The organism is Sediminibacter sp. Hel_I_10, assembly GCF_000688335.1.
Taxonomy (GTDB): domain Bacteria; phylum Bacteroidota; class Bacteroidia; order Flavobacteriales; family Flavobacteriaceae; genus Psychroserpens.
Genome location: NZ_JHZX01000001.1, coordinates 951646 through 972921, shown reverse-complemented (window position 1 = coordinate 972921; position 21276 = coordinate 951646). Strand labels below are relative to the sequence as shown.

At 36.1% G+C, this 21276-nt stretch carries 23 protein-coding genes and 1 riboswitch; of the genes, 12 read left to right on the top strand and 11 right to left on the bottom strand.

Features of this window, described 5'->3' with window-relative positions; genetic code table 11:
- Window positions 1–87: 87 nt before the first annotated feature.
- The 6 genes from rsfS to P176_RS0104245 all read left to right on the top strand — a co-directional run bounded on the left by rsfS (window position 88) and on the right by P176_RS0104245 (window position 4924).
- Window positions 88–459 carry a ribosome silencing factor gene (gene rsfS, locus P176_RS0104270; RefSeq protein WP_026753536.1) on the top strand — a complete coding sequence of 124 codons (372 nt, stop codon included), beginning with the start codon at window positions 88–90 and terminating at the stop codon, window positions 457–459.
- A 42-nt stretch (window positions 460–501) separates the two neighbouring features.
- Window positions 502–2481, top strand: a complete 1980-nt coding sequence (gene ftsH, locus P176_RS18970; RefSeq protein ID WP_051605398.1) for an ATP-dependent zinc metalloprotease FtsH — start codon at window positions 502–504, stop codon at window positions 2479–2481.
- Between the two features lie 109 nt (window positions 2482–2590).
- Entirely contained in the window at window positions 2591–3196 is a 606-nt protein-coding gene (locus P176_RS0104260) for an LUD domain-containing protein (RefSeq protein ID WP_026753535.1), read from the top strand.
- Window positions 3197–4018, top strand: coding sequence for a phosphatidate cytidylyltransferase (locus P176_RS0104255; protein ID WP_026753534.1), 822 nt, complete (start codon window positions 3197–3199; stop codon window positions 4016–4018).
- A complete protein-coding gene (locus tag P176_RS0104250; RefSeq protein WP_026753533.1) occupies window positions 4008–4661 on the top strand; it encodes a phosphatidylserine decarboxylase family protein in 654 nt (217 codons plus the stop codon). The genes P176_RS0104255 and P176_RS0104250 overlap by 11 nt, the downstream gene beginning before the upstream one ends.
- Window positions 4658–4924, top strand: coding sequence for an acyl-CoA-binding protein (locus tag P176_RS0104245; protein WP_026753532.1), 267 nt, complete (start codon window positions 4658–4660; stop codon window positions 4922–4924). The genes P176_RS0104250 and P176_RS0104245 overlap by 4 nt, the downstream gene beginning before the upstream one ends.
- Before the next feature lie 78 nt (window positions 4925–5002).
- Here P176_RS0104245 and P176_RS0104240 read toward each other — a convergent pair whose 3' ends face one another.
- From P176_RS0104240 to P176_RS0104230, 3 genes are all read right to left on the bottom strand, one after another.
- Window positions 5003–5257, bottom strand: a complete 255-nt coding sequence (locus P176_RS0104240; protein WP_026753531.1) for a Rho termination factor N-terminal domain-containing protein — start codon at window positions 5255–5257, stop codon at window positions 5003–5005.
- Window positions 5258–5279: 22 nt separating this feature from the next.
- Window positions 5280–5840 (bottom strand): type 1 glutamine amidotransferase domain-containing protein, encoded by a 561-nt coding sequence (locus P176_RS0104235; protein WP_026753530.1) that lies wholly within the window; start codon window positions 5838–5840, stop codon window positions 5280–5282.
- Window positions 5841–6059: 219 nt separating this feature from the next.
- Complete coding sequence (locus tag P176_RS0104230) at window positions 6060–6359, bottom strand: GNAT family N-acetyltransferase (RefSeq protein ID WP_026753529.1); 300 nt, start codon at window positions 6357–6359, stop codon at window positions 6060–6062.
- A gap of 119 nt (window positions 6360–6478) precedes the next feature.
- Between P176_RS0104230 and P176_RS0104225 the strand changes: the two genes are divergently transcribed.
- Genes P176_RS0104225 through cls form a run of 3 tightly spaced genes read left to right on the top strand, consistent with a single transcriptional unit; the run spans window position 6479 to window position 9603 of the window.
- A complete protein-coding gene (locus P176_RS0104225) occupies window positions 6479–7153 on the top strand; it encodes an alpha/beta hydrolase (protein WP_026753528.1) in 675 nt (224 codons plus the stop codon).
- 35 nt (window positions 7154–7188) lie between these two features.
- The gene (locus P176_RS0104220) at window positions 7189–8145 is read left to right on the top strand and encodes a lytic transglycosylase domain-containing protein (protein ID WP_026753527.1); all 957 of its coding nucleotides are present in this window, start codon (window positions 7189–7191) and stop codon (window positions 8143–8145) included.
- Window positions 8146–8148: 3 nt separating this feature from the next.
- Entirely contained in the window at window positions 8149–9603 is a 1455-nt protein-coding gene (gene cls, locus P176_RS0104215; RefSeq protein ID WP_026753526.1) for a cardiolipin synthase, read from the top strand.
- Between the two features lie 82 nt (window positions 9604–9685).
- Here the strand turns inward: cls and P176_RS0104210 are convergent, their stop codons facing one another.
- A complete protein-coding gene (locus tag P176_RS0104210) occupies window positions 9686–10246 on the bottom strand; it encodes a membrane protein (RefSeq protein WP_026753525.1) in 561 nt (186 codons plus the stop codon).
- Complete coding sequence (locus P176_RS0104205) at window positions 10236–11135, bottom strand: DUF6263 family protein (RefSeq protein WP_026753524.1); 900 nt, start codon at window positions 11133–11135, stop codon at window positions 10236–10238. Before P176_RS0104205 ends, P176_RS0104210 begins: the two co-directional genes overlap by 11 nt.
- Before the next feature lie 251 nt (window positions 11136–11386).
- On the opposite strand from P176_RS0104205, the gene rpmH reads away from it, so the two are divergent.
- The 3 genes from rpmH (at window position 11387) to P176_RS0104190 (ending at window position 15249) form a co-directional block, all read left to right on the top strand.
- Window positions 11387–11548, top strand: a complete 162-nt coding sequence (gene rpmH / locus P176_RS0104200; RefSeq protein WP_026753523.1) for a 50S ribosomal protein L34 — start codon at window positions 11387–11389, stop codon at window positions 11546–11548.
- Window positions 11549–11646: 98 nt separating this feature from the next.
- Window positions 11647–14499: a carbamoyl-phosphate synthase large subunit gene (gene carB, locus P176_RS0104195; RefSeq protein ID WP_026753522.1), complete on the top strand. Its 2853-nt coding sequence runs from the start codon at window positions 11647–11649 to the stop codon at window positions 14497–14499.
- Between the two features lie 123 nt (window positions 14500–14622).
- The gene (locus P176_RS0104190; protein WP_156032948.1) at window positions 14623–15249 is read left to right on the top strand and encodes a T9SS type A sorting domain-containing protein; all 627 of its coding nucleotides are present in this window, start codon (window positions 14623–14625) and stop codon (window positions 15247–15249) included.
- Between the two features lie 49 nt (window positions 15250–15298).
- Here the strand turns inward: P176_RS0104190 and P176_RS0104185 are convergent, their stop codons facing one another.
- The 6 genes from P176_RS0104185 to P176_RS0104160 all read right to left on the bottom strand — a co-directional run bounded on the left by P176_RS0104185 (window position 15299) and on the right by P176_RS0104160 (window position 20928).
- Complete coding sequence (locus tag P176_RS0104185; RefSeq protein ID WP_026753520.1) at window positions 15299–15850, bottom strand: acyl-CoA thioesterase; 552 nt, start codon at window positions 15848–15850, stop codon at window positions 15299–15301.
- Between the two features lie 6 nt (window positions 15851–15856).
- Window positions 15857–16222 (bottom strand): hypothetical protein, encoded by a 366-nt coding sequence (locus tag P176_RS0104180; protein WP_026753519.1) that lies wholly within the window; start codon window positions 16220–16222, stop codon window positions 15857–15859.
- Between the two features lie 93 nt (window positions 16223–16315).
- Window positions 16316–17707 (bottom strand): DNA recombination protein RmuC, encoded by a 1392-nt coding sequence (rmuC, locus tag P176_RS0104175; RefSeq protein ID WP_026753518.1) that lies wholly within the window; start codon window positions 17705–17707, stop codon window positions 16316–16318.
- 94 nt (window positions 17708–17801) lie between these two features.
- Entirely contained in the window at window positions 17802–18593 is a 792-nt protein-coding gene (locus tag P176_RS0104170) for an ABC transporter ATP-binding protein (protein WP_026753517.1), read from the bottom strand.
- 61 nt (window positions 18594–18654) lie between these two features.
- On the bottom strand, window positions 18655–19677 hold the full coding sequence (locus P176_RS0104165) for an iron ABC transporter permease (protein ID WP_026753516.1): 1023 nt from the start codon (window positions 19675–19677) through the stop codon (window positions 18655–18657).
- A gap of 72 nt (window positions 19678–19749) precedes the next feature.
- Window positions 19750–20928, bottom strand: coding sequence for an ABC transporter substrate-binding protein (locus P176_RS0104160; protein WP_231481183.1), 1179 nt, complete (start codon window positions 20926–20928; stop codon window positions 19750–19752).
- A 92-nt stretch (window positions 20929–21020) separates the two neighbouring features.
- A riboswitch (cobalamin riboswitch) is annotated at window positions 21021–21254 on the top strand.
- Window positions 21255–21276 lie beyond the last annotated feature (22 nt).

Sequence of the window (21276 nt, the reverse complement as noted above, 5' to 3'; positions counted from 1 at the left end):
TTCATAAAAATTAAAGTTTTCTTATGAAAATTTACCTCGGGTAAAACACAAAAAAACAATAACTTTGCACAAATTTAAATTAATTTAATGGCGAAAAAAAATACGACTCCAGACCAACTTATAACAACAGTTATTGCTGGGATTGAAGATGTAAAGGGTAAAGAAATTGCAATTCTTGATTTAAGAGAAATCGAAAATACTGTCTGTGATTACTTCGTGGTATGCGAAGGTACTTCAAACACTCAGGTAAATGCCATTGTAAATTCCATTCAAAAAAGAGTTAGTAAAGAGCTCAAAGATAACCCGTGGCATGTTGAAGGTAGTGACAATGCTGAGTGGGTTTTAATGGACTATGTCAATGTAGTTGTCCACGTCTTTCAAAAACATATTAGGGAGTACTATGACATCGAGAGTCTTTGGGGAGATGCCAAGACAACCGTCATAGAAACGAGTTACTAAAATTATTAATAATTAAGCTTATCACAGTTGTGATAGATACGCATGGCAAAAGACAATAAGAATTTAAATAAAAAACCAAAATTCAGTCCTTACTGGATTTATGGATTAGTCATAGTCGCATTTTTAGGTATTCAATTATTCTCAGGAGGTTTTGGCGGTAGTTCTGCTAAACAAATCAATCCTACAGAATTTTTTGATTATATGAAAGAGGGCGATGTGGCTAAGTTAAACATCGTAAACAATAGAGAAGCTCGAGTCTTTTTAACTAAAGACGCTATGAGCAAAGAGGTACACAAAAGTTCAGCGCCTTCAGGTATTTTACCTTCTGTGTCTCCACAACCAAATTATGTATTTGAGTTTGGAGATTTAAAATTGTTTCAAGAAGAGATCAATAAAATAAAATCTGAAAATGATATCAACGTTCCTGTTTCTTTTAAGTCTGAAGAAAACGTTTGGGGCAATTTCATTTTTTCTTTATTACCGTTTGTTTTAATTATTGCGGTATGGATTTTTATAATGAAACGTATGTCTGGCGGTGCTGGAGGTGGTGCTGGTGGTCAGATTTTCAATATTGGGAAATCTAAGGCCAAGCTTTTTGATGAAAAAACAGATGTAAAGACCTCATTTAAGGATGTTGCTGGTTTAGAAGGTGCAAAAGAAGAGGTTCAAGAAATTGTTGATTTTCTTAAAAACCCTGATAAATATACCTCATTAGGTGGTAAAATACCTAAAGGTGCATTATTAGTTGGTCAACCAGGTACGGGTAAAACATTATTGGCTAAGGCTGTTGCAGGTGAGGCTAAAGTGCCTTTCTTTTCATTATCTGGTTCAGACTTTGTTGAAATGTTTGTTGGTGTTGGTGCATCTCGTGTTCGGGATTTATTCAAGCAGGCTAAAGAAAAAAGTCCGGCAATTATATTCATCGATGAGATTGATGCTATTGGTCGTGCCAGAGGTAAAAGTAACTTCTCAGGGTCTAATGACGAAAGAGAAAATACATTAAACCAACTCTTGACCGAGATGGATGGTTTTGGAACCAATACAAACGTTATTGTTCTAGCTGCTACAAACAGAGCAGACGTTTTAGATAAAGCGTTAATGCGTGCAGGACGATTTGATAGACAGATTTTTGTGGATCTTCCAGATGTAAGAGAACGAGAAGAAATATTTGAAGTGCATTTAAGACCTATCAAACAGTCCGAAAAATTAGATATAGAATTTTTGGCTAAACAAACACCAGGTTTCTCTGGAGCTGATATAGCGAATGTTTGTAATGAAGCTGCATTAATTGCCGCACGAAAAGGTAAGGCTGCAGTGGATAAACAAGACTTTCTAGATGCTGTTGACAGAATTGTTGGTGGTTTAGAAAAGAAAAATAAGATCATCACTAAAGATGAAAAGAAAGCTATCGCGTTTCATGAAGCTGGTCATGCCACTGTAAGTTGGATGTTAGAACATGCAGCACCATTGGTCAAAGTCACTATTGTGCCAAGAGGACAATCTCTAGGAGCAGCATGGTACTTGCCGGAAGAAAGATTGATCGTAAGGCCAGAACAAATGTTGGATGAAATGTGCGCTGCCCTTGGTGGTAGAGCCGCTGAAAAGGTGATTTTCAATAAAATTTCAACAGGTGCTCTGAGCGATTTGGAAAAAGTAACTAAGCAAGCGAGAGCTATGGTCACTATTTATGGACTTAGTGAGAAGGTTGGTAACTTGACCTATTACGACTCTAGTGGGCAGTCAGAATATAATTTCTCGAAGCCTTATAGTGAACAAACTGCTGAACTTATTGATAAAGAAATTTCTGATATTATCGAAAATCAGTACAGACGTGCCATTGCTTTGTTGGAGGAAAATAAAGATAAGTTAACCCAGTTGGCTGAAGTGCTTCTTGAGAAAGAGGTGATCTTTAAAGATAATCTAGAGAAGATTTTTGGTAAGCGTCCGTTTGCTAAAAAAGAGCTCAATGAGCCTAATGTTCCAGCTCCAGAAGGAACAGTTGAAATTAAGGAAGAACCTTAATCTTGTCACACATTACACATAAAAAACTTGAATTAGCCATAGGTTAATTTAAGTTTTTTTATATTTGGTAATACCTACGTATAACTAAGGTTAATAGCTATTTCGTTACATGAGTCTATTTCGTAAAATCTTTGGATTAAAGAATACGCCCGAAGAAAACATAAAAAGCGAATCTAGAGGCAAATACATGCCTGAAATTAAGCTGCCCGTAGATGAACAATTCACTATAAATTTCAAGGCCAACGGTGGCAAATTTTTATATTGTGAAAATATGCAGGAGATTCAGCAGAGTTTATCCTACATTTTAAAGGAAAATGGCTGGAAAGATGAAAAAGTGCTTCTTTTTGATGAAAGATTAGCTAACCTCTTTAAGGATTTTGACTTTTGTACTACAAAAAAAATATCTGAAAGTGCTTACTTTTTTTCGACTTGTGAATACCTGATTTCTGATGATGGTTCACTTTTAATTTCATCCAACCAAATTGCTGAGAAAAAATTAAAAGAGCTCCCAGACGACTTTATCATTTTTGCTACCACAAGTCAATTTGTTGAGAATATTGGTGAAGGTTTGAAGGGGATCAAGAAAAAGAACAAACAAAAAATACCTACCAATATAACTACCATAAAGCACTTTAAAACTATTGAAGAAAAGGATTTTTTAACTTACGGAAGTAGTTCAAAGAACCTGTATTTATTGTTGCTAGAAGATTTATAGATGAAAGAACTTCGTACAAGATTACTGTCTGGCATCATCTATATCGTATTGTTAATAGCATCTTTGTTTTGGCAACATGCTTTAATTATTTTATTCTACATCTTCGGTCTCGTGTGTATGGGCGAGTTCAAAAAACTTATTGGTCTCAATAGTTTTTCTCCTTATATCGTATTTAGCATATTGTATTTTGGCTTTTCCTATTGGAAATTGTTTTCAGATGCGAATGAAGTGTTCAATGAAGGGTCTCAGATTCTTTTGACGCTCTCCGTTTTTGTAGAGCTGCTACTTATTAAAGATTTGTTTTCAGAAAAAACAATTCCGCTATTTGAGTCGAAACGTTTCATAATAACAACATTTTATTTATCGAGTGCTTTTGTGTTTTTGATTTCCATAGCTAATTTTCAAAATACATTTACACCTCTCATCTTGCTAGGGTCTTTTATTCTTGTTTGGGTAAATGATACCTTTGCATATATTGTAGGTAAGAACTTTGGTAAACAAAAATTATTCTCGAGCATATCTCCGAAGAAAACAGTAGAAGGCTTTTTAGGCGGTCTGTTTTTTGCCTGTGTAGCCAGTTATTTTATAGGTCATTTTATTGGGATATTAACGTTTAACAATTGGCTTATTTTAAGCGTTATTATTAGCGTTTTTGGTACTTTAGGAGACTTAATTGAATCAAAATTTAAGCGTCAAGCTAATGTTAAGGATAGCGGTGTTATCATGCCAGGGCATGGCGGACTCTTGGATAGATTAGATAGCATTATATTTGCAGCACCATTCATATTTTTATATTTAAGAATAATCACATATGTTTCATAAAGAAGGCTATAAAATTATATTAGGAGCACTGGCATTAACGGTAGGCTTGATATTTTTAATTGATTATTTGGTTGTGTTACCATGGTTGCGCATTGCTTTAATGATTGCGGTAGCGCTTTTTTTGGTATTAATTCTCCAATTTTTTAGAAATCCCAAACGAAATACGGTTTTAGGTGAACATACTGCCTTATCTCCAGTAGATGGTAAGGTTGTTGTTATTGAAGAAGTTTTCGAAAAGGAATTTTTTAACGATAAGCGCATTCAGGTGTCTGTATTTATGTCCCCGCTTAATGTTCATGTGACCCGTTTTCCCACTAGTGGTAATATAGTGTATAGTAAATACCACTCTGGAAAATACCTCGTCGCTTGGCACCCAAAGGCTAGTGAAGAAAATGAAAGAACTACGGTAGTGGTTGAAAATGAAAACTTCGGAAAAGTACTATACAGACAAATAGCTGGAGCCTTGGCCAAGCGAATTGTCAATTATGCAAAAATAGATGAGAAGGCCATTCAAGGCTCTGATTCGGGTTTTATTAAATTTGGTAGTAGAGTAGACCTGTTTTTACCGTTAGACGCAGAGATCAAGGTTAAACTTAACCAGAGAGTTCGAGGTGGTGAAAGTATAATAGCAGAACGTCGATGAACTCCCAAGAACTTGATAAAGAGTTTAAAGAAGCTGTAGAGCGCATTAATAGTTTTGAAGAAGCTTATCCAGCAGATTTTCTATTAAGACTATATGCGTATTATAAAAAAGCCAGCAATGATTATAGTAGGCCAAATGGAAGTAAGCCGATTATAAATGCATTTAAGACAAACGCTTTATTTCAGGTGCAGGATGTTACTCAAGATGAAGCTAAACGCATCTATATCGATTTAGTGAATAATTACTTTTTATATAGAAAATAAACCGTTCAGGTTTCAACATAAAAAAAGCAGAATCTAGAAATAGATTCTGCTTTTTTCAAATGTAAAAGGAAAATTAAATCAATCTTGTCTTAAAGCTTTTATAAGTTCTTCCTTGTTCATCGTGCTACGTCCTTCGATACCAATATCTTTAGCTTGTTTGTAAAGCTCCTCTTTGGTTCGATCTTCATAAGGCTTTGCGTTTCCGCCTTTTTCACCAGAATTTTTCGTATTCGCAATTCTAGCAGCCTTTTCCTTACTGTAGCCTTCATCTCTTAAAGCTTCATACTGAGCGTCATTTTTAATACTCGCTCCATGATTTGTTTGCTTTGCCATTACATTTATTACTAATTGCTAATTATGCAGTTTGCTCTTCGTGTTTTCCTTCATAGACTTCCTCTACGATTTTTGCACAAAAGGCTGGCAAATCGTTAGGATTTCTACTAGTTACTAGCCCTTGGTCTACCACAACTTCTTGATCTACCCAATTAGCTCCTGCATTGACCATATCGGTTTTTATAGAACTAAATGATGTAATTTTTCTATCTTTTACTACGCCAACTTCGGCTAACAACCAAGGTGCATGGCATATTGCTGCTACTGGCTTGTGGTTTTCGAAGAATGAACGAATAAAATATAATGCGTCTTCATTTCTTCTTAATGTATCTGGATTGATGACACCACCAGGAAGCACTAGCGCATTATAATCAGAATGAGATACTTCTGCTAATGTTTTATCAACAGTGTAATCCTTACCCCAATTTCCATCGGCCCAAGCTTTAATAGTTCCTTTATCTTCAGAAATGATGTGAACATCTGCTCCAGCTTCTTTTAAAGCATGCATTGGTTGTTTCAATTCACTTTCTTCAAATCCGTTTGTTGCTAATATTGCAACTGTTTTCTTATTTAAATTTTCCATGTTTACGTTTCGGTTTTAAATTAATACTACTCTTAATATAACTTTAAAACGGGTTCCAACCTAAGTAATCATTGGGTTTAACTAAGATTTAGCGTATTATGTTAAGAGCTCTTAAAATGGAAATAATGTTGTTAATGACTAAGTGAGGTAAAATAAACCCATTGAAAGTAGAGGTGAGGTGTTTAAATAAAAGAGAGCACCAACAACGGGTTCTACGGGTTATATTCGAATACCTACTGGAAGTAATTTTTTATATTTTCGGTGGCGTCTAATAAATTTTGCTATTTCAGGACTTGTAGGTACCACACCTATTTCCCGTTCTTTAATATTTTCAAATACAAGTGTCAAAAACTCTTCTTCGAAATCTTCATTTGTCAACCCTTCTGGAATAAAAAGTTTTGTAAGAAAAATTTTGCGATCCTGTAATGAATATTCAATTTTAGCCAAGGAGCCATTTTCGGTTTTAAATTCGAATTGGCGTAAGAAGTCGTTGTCAGTCAATTCTGCTGCATCAATCATGGTAATTACGGGTTTAATTTATTTGGCTGGTAGGGTATAACTATACTTTTGCATAGTTTTGTATTCGTAAATTTACGAAAAATATAAGATACGAGCAAGATACTCATTTGTAGAAAGTTATGAACAATAAATTAATACACGTTTATTTAATGCCCGGATTGGCCGCTAACCCGACCATATTTGAACATATTAAATTAGATGAAAATCAATTTAAGATTCATTGGTTAAAGTGGATGATGCCAGAAGTCAATGAGACGTTAGAATCTTATGCTAAACGTATGGTTGCTAAGATTGAGTATGACGATGTTGTACTTTTGGGAGTGTCCTTTGGAGGCATCTTAGTTCAAGAAATGTCAAAGCATATCAAATTAAGAGCGCTTTTTGTCGTTTCTAGTGTAAAGTCTATGCACGAGTTGCCTAAGCGCATGAAGGTGATGAAATACACTAAAGCTTACAAAATTTTACCCACCCAATTGGTGAGGAGTATTGATCTTTTGGCCAAGTATTCTTTTGGAGATAACATTACAAAACGTATTGAGCTTTACAAAAAATACCTTTCTGTTCGTGATCCTCAATACCTCGACTGGGCTATTGCTCAAGTGATAGAGTGGGATCAAGATGCTCCAAATAAAGATGCCATTTATATTCAAGGAGATAATGATGCTGTTTTTCCGCATTCTTGTGTTGGTAACTGCATCATCATCAAGGGAGGTACCCATATCATGATTATAAATAAATACAAATGGTTTAATGAAAATTTACCCAAACTAATTCTGCCAGAATCCGTAGACTGAACAGATTATTTAATACTTTTAAAAAAAAGAAAAAGATGAAAATCATAAAAAATATTTTAGCTGCAATTGGTCTCATTTGCGCATCAGGGCTCTTCATTTTTGCCTATCAGAATACTGAACAAACTTCAGTTGAAACAGCAAAACAAAATCAAAAGAATACCTCTGAAGCCTCCACAAAAGATTATAACGTCTATGCATTATCTATTCCTGAAGACTTGAACTTCGCGGGAGAACAATTGCCTTTAGAGAATCCTGATATTTTGGAGCGTATGGATCGTGAGCTTTTGGTCAATACCTATTGGCAATCTAATGGTCTTTTAATGTTTAAAAGAGCGGGTAAATATTTTCCTATTATAGAGCCGATATTGAAAAAGAATGGAATCCCTGACGATTTTAAGTATTTAGCAGTTATAGAAAGTGGTTTAATAAACGCTGTATCACCTGCAGGCGCTCGTGGATTTTGGCAAATTATGCCAGCCACAGGTCGAGAAAATGGTATGGAAATTAATGATAACGTAGATGAGCGTTACCATCTTGAAAAAGCGACCGAGGTCGCTTGTAAGTATTTAAAAGATTCTAAAGAGAAATTAGGGTCATGGACCTTAGCTGCAGCAGCTTATAATGCTGGAAAATCTGGAATGGAACGACGATTGGAAGAGCAGGACGTCAAAGATTATTATGACTTATTGTTGGGTGAAGAAACCGGACGATATATGTTTAGAATAGTTGCGTTGAAAGAAATTTTAAGCAACCCAAAAAAGTATGGCTTCAATTTTTCTTCGGAAGATTTATACAAGAATGTTCCAACGTATCAAGTAGAGTTGGATAAACCCGTAACCGACTTTGCAGCGTTCGCCAAACAATATGGGATCAATTATAAGATCCTGAAAATTCATAACCCTTGGTTGCGTGAAGATCATTTAAACAATGCTTCAGGTAAAAAATATGTTATTGATATACCTGAAAAAGGTCATTATACCGCAAAACCTTAGCCCTTGGATTTTTTAGAACGTAATATTTGGAGCATTGTTATCATCATTAATTACTTGGTGGCGATTTCTGCTATCATCGTAATTCTTTTAAAAAATAAAAACCCCACAAAGACCATTAGCTATATTCTTGTGCTTGCCCTTTTTCCATATTTGGGGTTAGTGGTTTATTATTTATTCGGGCAGCAATACCGAAAAACAAAGCTTTTCAACAGAAAGGACATCTCCAATTCAGAAGTCATCACCAAAGTTGGTAATAACTTACGTATTAAAGAAGGCGATCTTAAAAAAGTGGAAGAGCTTATTGATGATAAAATCAAGCTTGTGCGCTTATTGAAGAAAAGTGACCAGTCTCCATTGACCATCAAAAATGAGGTGGATATATTAAGAAATGGTGAAGCTAAATTTAAAAGACTGTTTGAAGATTTAAGAAATGCCAAACATCATATCCATTTAGAGTACTATGTTTTAGAAGAAGGAGAGATTGGCTCAGAACTTTTAGATATTATTTGTAAGAAAGCTAAAGAAGGTGTTGAAGTTAAACTAAGCTATGATGATGTAGGTAGCAGTATTTCATCTAAACACAAGCGAGAAATGAACGAAAGCGGTGTGCATCACGCACCGTTTATGCCTGTTTTGTTTTCAAGTTTAACCGGAAAAACCAATTATAGAAATCATCGTAAAATTGCAGTTATTGATGGCCAAATAGGCTATGTAGGCGGTATTAATATTACAGATGGCTATATTAACGGACCGCACAGAAAACAGCGCTATTGGAGAGATACGCATTTAAGAATTGCTGGCGAGGCCGTAAAGGTACTGCAGTTTCACTTTTTAACTACTTGGGACTTTGTTACAGATGAGGCTATAGAAATTAAATCGACTTATTTTCCAGACATTGAATGCGAGGAGAATGTAGCGGTGCAAATAGCGGCTAGTGGTCCTGATACCGATTGGGCCAATATTATGGAAGCACTGTTGACGGCCATTAATAATGCCGAAGAATATGTGTATATCACCACACCCTATTTCATTCCAAATGATCAAATTGTAACGGCCTTGCAAATTGCCGCAAAAATTGGGATAGACGTAAGGTTAATTATTCCTAAAATATCAGATTCTTGGATAGCTCAGCACGCTAGCGCCTCATATTTAGAAAAGCTTTTAGATGCTGGGGTAGGAGTTTATCTGTATGAAAAAGGGTTTATACATGCTAAAACCATGGTGGTTGATGATACTTTTGCCACCGTTGGAACTTGTAATTTAGATAATAGAAGTTTCAATATCAATTTTGAGATCAATGCCTTACTCTATAATTCTGAAAAAGCAAAAGAGCTGAAATCTCATTTTGAAGACGATTTAAAATCCTGTGAGAAACTAGACCTTGAGCGTTGGATAGATCGTTCTAATTGGTGTAAACTACAAGAATCTGTGAGCCGTTTATGGGCGCCGCTTTTATAATAAGGTCATTTGATAAGTGAACACTATAAAATAAAAAAACCTCCTTTTAAAGGAGGTTTTTTTATTTTAAATGAAAGAATAATTAGCGTCTTCCTGCATTTCTGTTTCCGTAATGCTGTTTTGGGCCTTGGGATTTCTTCATACCATCTTTCATCATTTTGATTTGGTCTGTCAAAATATTTCGTTTATCCAATTTTTGCGCTTCACTAAGCAATTTTTTAGCCTCGATTGGTCGGCGTTTGCTAAATGCAATTCCGGCCAAATTCAATTTAGCCATAGCCTTGTCATGGTCCATGCTTAAACCAAGACTCAAGGCTTTTTTAAAGTACTTTTCAGCTTCGTTCATATTGGTTTGTGAGACCATGACGCCATGTAGAAAATTATAATAGCCTTCCTGTTTTTTGATCAAGGCGCTAGAAGGATTTTTGATTTTGTTTAACCAACGCGTGGCACCTTCAAAATCTTGCTTTCTTAATTTTAAAAAGGCCAATAAAATAAATTCATTTTTAAAGTATAGAAAAATAAATATTAAGGATAAAAGCAGGTACATGATACCATTGCCAATATTGCCCTCAGTAAATTGATACACCCCAAAAGCGACGATCAAAAATGCGATAACGAGCTTTATATTTTTATTGAACATAATTTTTTACTTTATAAGTTATTTTGGTAGTTACAGTGGTTGGTATAAGAACGCCTTTCATAGATTTCATTACAGAAGTTCCAGTAGCGGTAGATGTGCTGCTAACCGAACTGATAAACCCTGAAATTCTAGAGGTGTTTACTTTAGAAGTCATAGTGCCAGAAAGATCCATCATGATCGTATCGTCTTCAATTTTAAAGGAGACATCACTCTTGCCGCTTATCATAAATACTGCTTCGGAAACATTCTCTAATGTCCAAACGTTAGAAGAAGATAGATCGCCCTTAAAATTATTGCGCCAAGTATCTCCTTTTTTAACGGACACTTTTGGATACACATAAGTCAATTGCTCAAAACTTTCAGAAAGCGTAGCTCCTCCAAACTCTTTTTTCATGGACTCTTTCATGAGTTCTTTTGTAAAGGCATTAAAGTCGCCAGCATTATTGACCATACCTTCAATAAGTTGCTCTGTACCCGAAATAGATTTTATATGGCCGTTTTTATACATCTTCATTTTTAGGGAGGCTGCAGTGATGCCAGAGAATAATTTGGCTTCTACGTCATCTGCATTAATACTATCCTTAGTGTCTACATTCATCAATTCTCCCATAAGGCTTGAGGTGGACTTCATTTTAAATCGATCAAACTTAAAATTAAATATAATGATGCTATCATTAACACTGGCAACCCTAAAGGTGTATTCGCCTTCAATCATATTGCTCATCTCATGCTTTTCGCCGTTCATGTCTTGAATGATTTCTTGATCTGCGCTTTGGTAAACCTTAAAAGCATCTCCTTTTTGTACCTTATATCCCAAATCATAGGATTTCTGTGCAAATGCGGTAGCGCAAAGACCAAAAATTAATAAGAAAAAGGCAACTGGTTTCATGTATTGCTCGGTATAAGAGGCTGCAAAGTAAATGATTTTTATGATTTCAACCTAGGTAATTGAAGGCATAAATGAGATGGAAATGAGGTTTTAATTGAAATTTTTGTAAGATTCAAGGTGTAAAATTTCAGATAGAAAATATTTTCAAAATTAGATTTGGCAAAATAAAAAGTCTTTGTATATTTGCACGCAGTTTTGAGATAGCTCTCAAAGAAATAAACACGATCACAAGATTTTAAAAAGATAAGACAATGCCAAAAAGAACGTTTCAACCATCAAAGAGAAAAAGAAGAAACAAACATGGTTTTAGAGAGAGAATGGCTTCTGTTAACGGGAGAAAAGTCTTAGCACGTAGAAGAGCCAAAGGAAGAAAGAAATTGTCTGTTTCAACTGAACCAAGACATAAGAAATAATGATTAACAATTGTTAATATTTAAAAGGTGTTACTTAGGTGTAACGCCTTTTTTTGTACCCAATAGTTACCTAATTTTGAAATCGTAAAAATACATCCATGCCAAAAGACAGCACATTAAAATCTATCCTGATTATAGGTTCAGGTCCAATTATTATCGGTCAAGCCTGTGAGTTTGATTATTCTGGAACGCAAGCATTACGATCTTTGCGTGAAGATGGTATTGAAACCATCCTAATAAACTCTAACCCAGCGACTATCATGACCGATCCAACGATGGCAGATCACGTATATCTGTTGCCGTTAAACACGAAGTCACTCGTAAAAATATTAAAAGAACATCCCCATATTGATGCCGTATTACCAACAATGGGAGGACAAACTGCTCTAAATTTATGTATTGAGGCTGATGAAAAGGGAATTTGGAAAGACTTTGACGTCAAGATCATTGGTGTTGATATTGATGCCATCAATATTACTGAAGATCGTGAAAAGTTTAGAGAACTAATGCTCAAAATTGGAGTAGGCATGGCACCACAAGCCACAGCTAACTCTTATTTAAAAGGTAAAGAAATTGCACAGGAGTTTGGTTTTCCTCTGGTTATTAGAGCATCTTATACTTTGGGAGGTGATGGCGCCTCTATAGTTCACGATGAAAAGGACTTTGATGAGTTATTGACTCGAGGCTTAGAAGTATCGCCTATTCATGAAGTCATGATCGATAAAGCGTTGATTGGTTGGAAAGAATATGAGTTAGAGCTCTTGAGGGACAAAAATGATAACGTGGTTATTATTTGTACCATTGAGAACATGGATCCAATGGGGATTCATACCGGTGATTCCATTACAGTGGCGCCAGCCATGACGCTTTCAGATAAAACCTACCAACGTATGAGGGACATGGCCATTCATATGATGAGAAGCATTGGTGATTTTGCAGGAGGTTGTAATGTGCAATTTGCTGTGAGTCCAGATGAGAAAGAAGATATTATTGCCATAGAAATCAATCCTCGTGTTTCAAGATCTTCAGCATTGGCAAGTAAGGCCACTGGATATCCTATTGCAAAAATAGCGGCAAAACTGGCACTTGGTTACCATTTAGATGAATTAAACAATCAAATTACAGGTTCTACGTCGGCACTTTTTGAGCCCACATTAGATTATGTAGTTGTTAAAATACCGCGCTGGAACTTTGATAAGTTTGAAGGGTCAGACCGTACTTTAGGATTGCAAATGAAAGCCGTAGGAGAGGTAATGGCCATTGGTCGTTCTTTTCAAGAAGCCTTGCATAAAGCAACCCAATCTTTAGAAATTAAACGCAATGGTTTAGGTGCAGATGGAAAAGGCTACACCGATTATCATCAAATTATAGATAAGTTGACCAACGCAAGTTGGGATAGGGTTTTTGCTATTTACGATGCGATTAATATGGGCATTCCATTGAGCAGAATCCATGAAATCACAAAAATTGACATGTGGTTCTTGAAACAATATGAAGAATTGCATCAAATAGAGCAACAAATCTCAACGTTCAATATCAATACCATTGAACGTGATCTGTTACTTGAGGCAAAACAAAAAGGTTATGGGGATCGTCAGATAGCCCACATGTTAAAATGTCTTGAAAGTGAAGTGTATAATAAGCGTGTTGAGTTTAACATCAATCGCGTCTATAAATTAGTAGATACCTGTGCTGCAGAGTTTAAAGCAGAAACACCATATTATTATTCTACATTTGAAAATGAAGTCGAAAACGCAGATGGAGAACGTTATTCTGTTAATGAAAGTGTCGTTTCAGATAAAAAGAAGATCATTGTCTTAGGCTCTGGCCCTAATCGTATTGGTCAAGGTATTGAGTTTGATTATTGTTGCGTACATGGTGTACTTGCTAGTGCTGAGTGTGGTTATGAAACCATTATGATCAATTGCAACCCAGAAACGGTATCTACCGATTTTGACATTGCAGATAAGCTTTACTTCGAGCCGGTATTTTGGGAACACATTTATGACATTATCCGTCATGAAAAACCTGAGGGCGTTATTGTTCAATTAGGTGGGCAGACCGCTCTTAAATTGGCTGAGAAATTAGACCGCTACGGAATTAAAATTATAGGGACTACTTATAAGTCTCTTGATTTAGCCGAAGATCGTGGCAGTTTCTCAACCTTATTAAAAGAGAACAACATTCCATATCCTGAATTTGATGTGGCCTCAACCGCAGATGAAGCACTTGCTGTTGCAGATAAATTAGATTTTCCAATTTTGGTAAGACCCTCTTATGTATTAGGTGGTCAAGGCATGAAAATTGTTATCAATAAAAAAGAGCTTGAGGAGCATGTTGTCGATTTACTTCGGAAAATACCAAACAATAAATTGCTTTTAGACCATTATTTAGATGGCGCTATAGAAGCTGAAGCTGATGCCATTTGCGACGGAGAGAACGTTTATATCATTGGTATCATGGAGCACATTGAACCTTGTGGCATTCACTCTGGAGACAGTAACGCGACCTTGCCTCCTTTTAATCTAGGCGAACTCGTCATGCAACAAATAAAGGATCATACCAAAAAGATTGCTTTGGCATTAAATACGGTAGGGCTTATCAATATTCAATTTGCAATTAAAGACGAGGTGGTTTACATCATTGAAGCCAACCCGAGAGCATCAAGAACGGTACCGTTTATCGCTAAAGCTTACGGTGAGCCTTATGTCAATTACGCTACTAAAGTCATGCTTGGAGAGAAGAAAGTAACAGACTTTGACTTTAATCCACAATTGGAAGGTTTTGCAATCAAACAACCCGTATTTTCATTCAATAAGTTTCCTAATGTCAATAAACAATTAGGGCCAGAAATGAAGAGTACGGGAGAGAGCATTCTCTTTATCGATAGTTTAAAGGATGATCAATTTTACGACCTTTACGCGAGAAGACGTATGTACTTGAGTAAGTAAGTTGTACGGCTTTTACGATAGTAGGTTTTGTTTTTACGATGGGATGCGTGCATTTCATCGTAAAAATTGAACTTTCATGGTGATGTATTTGATTTTTTTGTACTTTCAATTAAAATTCAACCTATGATGAAAAAACTACTCTTTATTTTATTTGTGAGTGTCGCGTTAAATATTTCTGCTCAAACTACAGAAACAGTAACTATTAATTGGAGTTTTGGCTCAAATCCATCTGCGGAAGGAGATGCTAATGCGAATAGAACTATTGAAGTTGGTGATACAGTAGATTGGTACTTTTATTCTACAGGCAGTCATAATGTCGTTAGTGACGGGTCTGCAACCGAATCTTTTTCAAGCGGTGCTTTAATGGGAAATGATTTCACGTTTTCTCATACATTTACAACTGTCGGTTCAAATCCTTTCGTTTGTGAACCTCACTCAGGATCTATGTTCGGTACAATTACAGTTGTGGCGGAAGGCGCATTAAATTTAAACGGACAAGATGCACCAACAAAATTCTCAATATACCCAAATCCTAGTTCAGACCTTTTAAATATTTCTCTACCTAGACTCTCTGATCAAAGTTTAAATCTTGAGGTATTTGATGTGCTCGGTAAGCGTGTGTATACTCAACAGTTAGGAGCTATTAAGACTAAAGTGAATATCTCAAAATGGAATAGCGGTGTTTATTTAGTACGATTAACGTCTGCTGATGATGCCATTACTTTGACCAAACGTTTTGTGAAATTATAAATTCCAAACAAACATAACTACTTAAACCTTCGACAACTGTCGAAGGTTTTTATTTTTCAGGAAGTTCTATCCTAACCTTATAAGGTTTAAGATCATCTAGGTAATGCTCATGAGAAAAATCTTCACTATCAAATTCTTTTTGTCGCATCCTTTTGGTCTCTATTCGTTTTATGGCCTTTAAGAAACGTTTCAATTCTTGTTCATCATTCACAATGAGCCCAGGCACACTTACAGACTTACCTTGATTATCCTTAGCTACCATAGTGAAGTATGAAGAATTACAGTGCTTGACTTCACCTGTAGTAATATTTTCGGCTTCAACACGAATGCCAACAACCATAGAGGTGCGCCCTACGTAATTTACCGATGCTTTCATCGTGACCAGTTCACCAATTTCTATCGGGTTTAGAAAATCTACAGTATCTACAGAGGCCGTTACACAATAAGTTTTAGAATGTTTTGAAGCACAAGCAAAAGCAATCTGATCCATCAGATTTAAAATATAACCTCCGTGAATCTTTCCTCCAAAATTGGAGTGGGAGGGTTGCATCAATTCTGAAATGCTAATTCTTGAGTCGTCAATGGTTTTATAAAGCGGCATGGATTTTTATTTTCTAAAATGTGGTGAGGATTCTTTATCTACTTTGGTTACAAAATACTTAGTATCGCCCAGCCAAAAGAACGTTCCAAAACGTTCTGTGTAGGTTAACTTTACATATTCTCCTTGAAAATTCTTTAAATCCTCTATAACCTGTTTGTCTTTATCTAATACTGAAAATGAAAAGATCTGGGCACCAGATATACCCTGACTAATTTGACCTTCCCAAGTTTTAACTATCACTCCTTTATTACTTATTTTAATGAGTTCTCCAGAACGATAGCCCTCGCTGTAAGGAACAAAATAGATCACAAGATAGTAAATGACCATTAACGCAATTACAGATATAACGACAATACTTGCTACTTTTTTCATGCCTTTTGGATGGATTTAATTTTTGTTGGAAGGTCTCTCAAATAGTTGAAACTGCTGACCCGTATCAAGAATTTTATTAACTATTAAAAGTGGTTATTCTTCACTATCATCAGAAGCGCGCTCTAAAATTCTCTCCGGTAAAGACTTTTTGGCTTTGGCGCCCATACGCTTTAATTTTTCAACACTAGTGATGAGGTTTCCACGACCCTCCACTAGTTTATTCATGGCTGAAGAATAGTCCTTTTTGGCATCATCAATTTTCTTGCCCACACCGGTTAAATCTTTAACTAAGCCTTCAAACTTATCATAAAGTGCACCCGCTTGTCTTGCAATTTCTATTGCGTTACGTTGCTGCTTCTCGTTATTCCACATGGTATCAATGGTGCGTAATGTTGCCAAAAGGGTGGATGGTGTCACTATAACAATATTTTTTTCAAAGGCTTTGTTATATATCGAATTATCCTCATTTATGGCAATGGCAAATGCGGGTTCAATAGGAATAAACAGCAGTACAAAGTCTGGCGATTCAATATCATAAAGGTCCTGATAATTTTTATCAGAAAGTTGATCCACATGTTTTCTAATCGAGCTGATATGCGCCTTTAAAAAAATGGGTCGTTCCTCTTCTTCAGCATTTACGTAGCGCTCATAATTAGTAAGCGATACTTTGCTGTCAATGATCATTTTTTTGTTGTTGGGAAGATTTAAAACCACATCGGGCAAAACTCTTGAGCCATCGGCTAAGGTAAAACTTTGCTGTACAAAATACTCTCGATCCTTTTCTAAGCCAGATTTTTCTAACACGCGTTCTAAAACCAATTCACCCCAATTACCCTGCATTTTGCTATCCCCCTTAAGGGCTTTGGTTAAATTAGTAGCCTCCTTGGTCATTTGTTGGTTTAAATCTTTTAAACCTAAGAGCTGTTCTTTTAAAGCAGAATGCATACTAATGCTTTCCTTTTGAGTATCATCTACTTTCTTTTCAAAGACCATGATCTTCTCCTGCAAAGGACTCAAAATATTCTTGATGTTTTCTTTATTCTGAAGGGTGAACTTTTCAGATTTTTCATCTAAGATTTTAGTGGCTAAAAGTTCAAAGTCTTTCCGAAGTTGTTGTTGGCGATCTTCTACTTCAGCTTCACGTTTTTGATATAAATTTTGTAGATTTTCATATTCGGTATTTCTTCGAGCCAACTCGGTACTCAAGAGATCTTTTTCACTTCTAATATCTTCGCGAACAGTTTCAGTTTTTAGAAGGATTTGTTGCAATTCAGTAATTTTCGAATTGAAATCGTTTTGTTGTTTCTGAAGTTCAGCTTGATGGTAGGTTCGCGCATCATCTAATTGTTGCGATAAATTTGCATTGCGTTCTTCTAAAGTGCTTTGTTCACTTTTACTTTTCAGCTTAATAAAAAGCATTCCTAAATACGCACCAATAGCTGCGGAAATAATAATAGCAAGAATGAGAATGATGTTATCGGTCATGTTTTGATAAGAAGTTTCATCAAAGATAGTTTTTTTGATGAAAAAAGGATTGACAAGCTGATCACGATTTGAAGGCTATTTTAAAAGAATAAGGTCACTTTCTAACTTTGAAACTCCCTGTCTTTTCATCAAAATCAATGAGGTCTTTAGAGAAAAGAGATTTAAAAACCCCTTGTTCAATTAATTTACAGGGTGCATCTGTGACCACTTGATCCTTGGTCATCACAATCATGGTATCACAGAGCTGAATGGCCAGATCTATTTCATGAGAAGAAAATAAAATAGTTTTTTGCGTGTGTTGGGCTAATTGTTGCAGCAACTTTAAAATATAAGCCTTGTGATACATGTCTAAATGAGTTGTAGGTTCATCTAGAATTATCAGGTCTGTATCTTGGGCTAAGGCCCTTGCAATCATGGCTTTTTGTAATTGCCCATCACTCAACTCAAAACATTTGCGATCTCTTAATTCTGTAAGATTGGTTTGTTCTAAGGCTTGGTCTACCATGCCAATGTCAATTGCTGAAAGTTTTCCCATCCAATTGGTGTAAGGTTGCCTACCGAGCGCAATGAGTTCAAAAACGGAAAGGTTTTTAGACATCAATTGTTCTGTAAGCACTAAGCTCATGATTTTGGCCAAATCTATGGCGCTATGACTTTCCAGAGGTGTTCCCCTTAGTGTCATGCTACCGCTTAATGGTTGTTGTATGGTTGCTAACGTTCTTAATAATGTCGATTTTCCTATACCATTTGCACCTACAAGACCAATGAGTTCCCCTTTTTTTAATTCGAGATGAATGTCACTGGCAACCACAGTAGTCCCTTTTTTTGACGTATAGCCAATAGCGAGCTTGGAGGTTTTTAGTATGGATGATGTGTTGTCTAACATGTGTTAAATCTAGGTCTTTAGTCTAGCTAATTTGAATAACATTTAAAGTTTTTGATTTGTATTAAAATATCATTTTACGTTGTTTAACCAAAAGCCAAACCACCACAGGCGCTCCAATTAATGAGGTAATGGCGTTTATTGGTAACATATAGTCACTTGTTGGTAATTGGGCAATACTGTCACAAATAAGCATGACGATAGCTCCAATTAAAAATACTGCGGGCAATAGGATGCGATGGCTTGATGTGTCAAAAAGTTGACGTGTGAGATGCGGAATGGCTAAGCCTATAAATGCTATAGGTCCTGCAAAGGCCGTAATCGATCCCGCCAAAAGGCTTGTGGCTAGAATGATAATTAAGCGACTTTGCTTAATATTTAGACCTAAACTTTTGGCATAATTCTCTCCAAGTAAAAAGGTGTCTAGTGCTTTTAAAGAGGCTATAGCAAATAGTAGTCCCAAGGCATAAATTCCGAAGAAAATCCAAAGTTCGTCCCATGATAAATTACCTAGGCTTCCAAAACCCCAAAATATGTATTGTTGTAATTGTTCCGCAGAACTAAAGTAGGATAACACGCTTACAATGGCAGCTGTAATGCTTCCAAACATTAACCCAATGATAAGTATGGCCATGGTATCTCTCACTTTAGCGGAGATCAATAGTACGGCAAGCAGCACAAGAAAACTTCCTAAACTGGCGGCTATAACAATGCTCCATTTTGAAATGAGTACTCCTGCAAAAACGCCACCAAAGAGTCCCGAGCCTAAAATAACCAAAGCTACGCCTAAACTAGCACCAGAACTTATACCTAAAACAAAAGGCCCGGCCAAAGGATTTCTAAAAAGGGTTTGCATCATTAAACCCGAAATTCCTAATCCAGATCCTACCAAAATGGCTGTGATGGCCTTTGGTAGCCTGTAATCTACAATTATGTATTGCCACGACTCATGGTCTGAGGTTCCGAAAACTGCCGAGATCACATGACTAACGGGAATGCTTACAGAGCCTAAACTAATATTCATAAAGAAACAGACGATCAAGATGGCCGATAAGATTACGAGTACAGATGTGTTTTTGATAGTCAATGGGCTGCTCTAAAAAGGATGAGATGAAAAGTTGTGGTTTTAGTGTAAAGTCCTTGTTTTTAAATACTAAGATTATTCCATGTTTTCGAAAAAAGTCAAGTTGTAATCGCCTAATAATTCTGGATGACAAATTTTAATCATATCCTTCAATACCAAGTCGGGCCTAGCGGTACCTAGCTCATAATATAAAACGCCTCCCGTGGCACCAGTAGTATTTGCAAATGAGTACACTTGCTTGTTTTTAAAAGCTTCAAATTGGGTGTAATGGCTATTTGCTTTTTTTATAGCGTCTAAACTTGTGTAATAAGATGGACTTAACCACAAGTCCGCATTTTTTCCTTTTTCAAAAACAGCTTCAAAGCTTAGGGCCAAACTTCCTTTTCCAGTGGTCTCACTCCATAAATAATTAACATTCGCATCTTTTAAAAACTGCGCTTCTGGGCTAGTGCCGCTAGGCAAATACCAAATGTCTTTATACATTGCCCCGCAGAGCACGGTAGGTTTTTGGTCTACCTTTGAAGCTAAGTTTTTGGCGTCTTCGTAGTTGGTTTTAATCTCATTAAAGATAGCATCTGCCTGCTGTTGTTTGTTATACAATGCCCCGAAGAACTTGATCCATTCGGCTTTTGCCAAAGGTGATTTTTCTACCCAATCGCCATTGTATAGAATAGGAATACCAGAAGTTTCAATAGTAGCTAGACTTTTATTGGTGCCATCTACACCAAAAGTGACAATAAGTTCAGGCTGTAATTCTAGCAACACTTCAGTATTGATACCTTCAATTTTACCCAGTTCCCTAACCGATCCATTATCTATTTGCACTCTGGTTTTTTCCGAAGAAATATAATCTGTCCCAGGAAAACCGATTAAGCTTTGCTCAACTTCTAAAAGCTCTAAAGCAGGGATGTGGGTTGTAGAAGTGACCACTATTTTTTGAACGGGAGTTGCAATAATGCCATCAAACTCATCTTTGTTGATCGTTATTTTTGGTAACATGTCTCGATCTACTAAGGCGTAAGTAAAGGTTTTATCAGAATCTGGCCAGGCGTTATTAATAGTTAATACCTTAAAGCTCTCGTTAACGGTAATAGAAAAACCTTCGGCATAGTCTAAGGAGACGTTCTCAACCTCTACGTTTGGTATGGGCAGTTCCTGTTGTGCTTTCGTGTTGTGCTCCTTACATGAAAAAGACAGGATGAATACTAGTAAAATAAAAATTCTTGGAAAATGCATATGACTAATTGAGTTCATCCAAAAGTAATATTAATTAATCTTTTGGGTCAATCCTTAAACAAAATGTTTACTTTCGCAGCGAATTTTGGTTTGACTTAGTCGCAGCGAAAGTTTTTAAACCCTTAAAAGGTTAAAAACAAATTCAGGATGACTACTTCAATTAAAAGGGAATCTGGTGAAAGACCAGAACTGTTCCCGCAACTGTAAGTTTTACACTAAAATCGTTTAGTGTCTCTGTATAGAGTTGTTGTTTTCTTCAAAACCACTGTCCTTTAAATTACGGGATGGGAAGGTTAAACAGCAAAAAATAAGTCAGGAGACCTGCCTTTATTCATAATCACAATGACTTTCGGGAGAAGAGTCTTA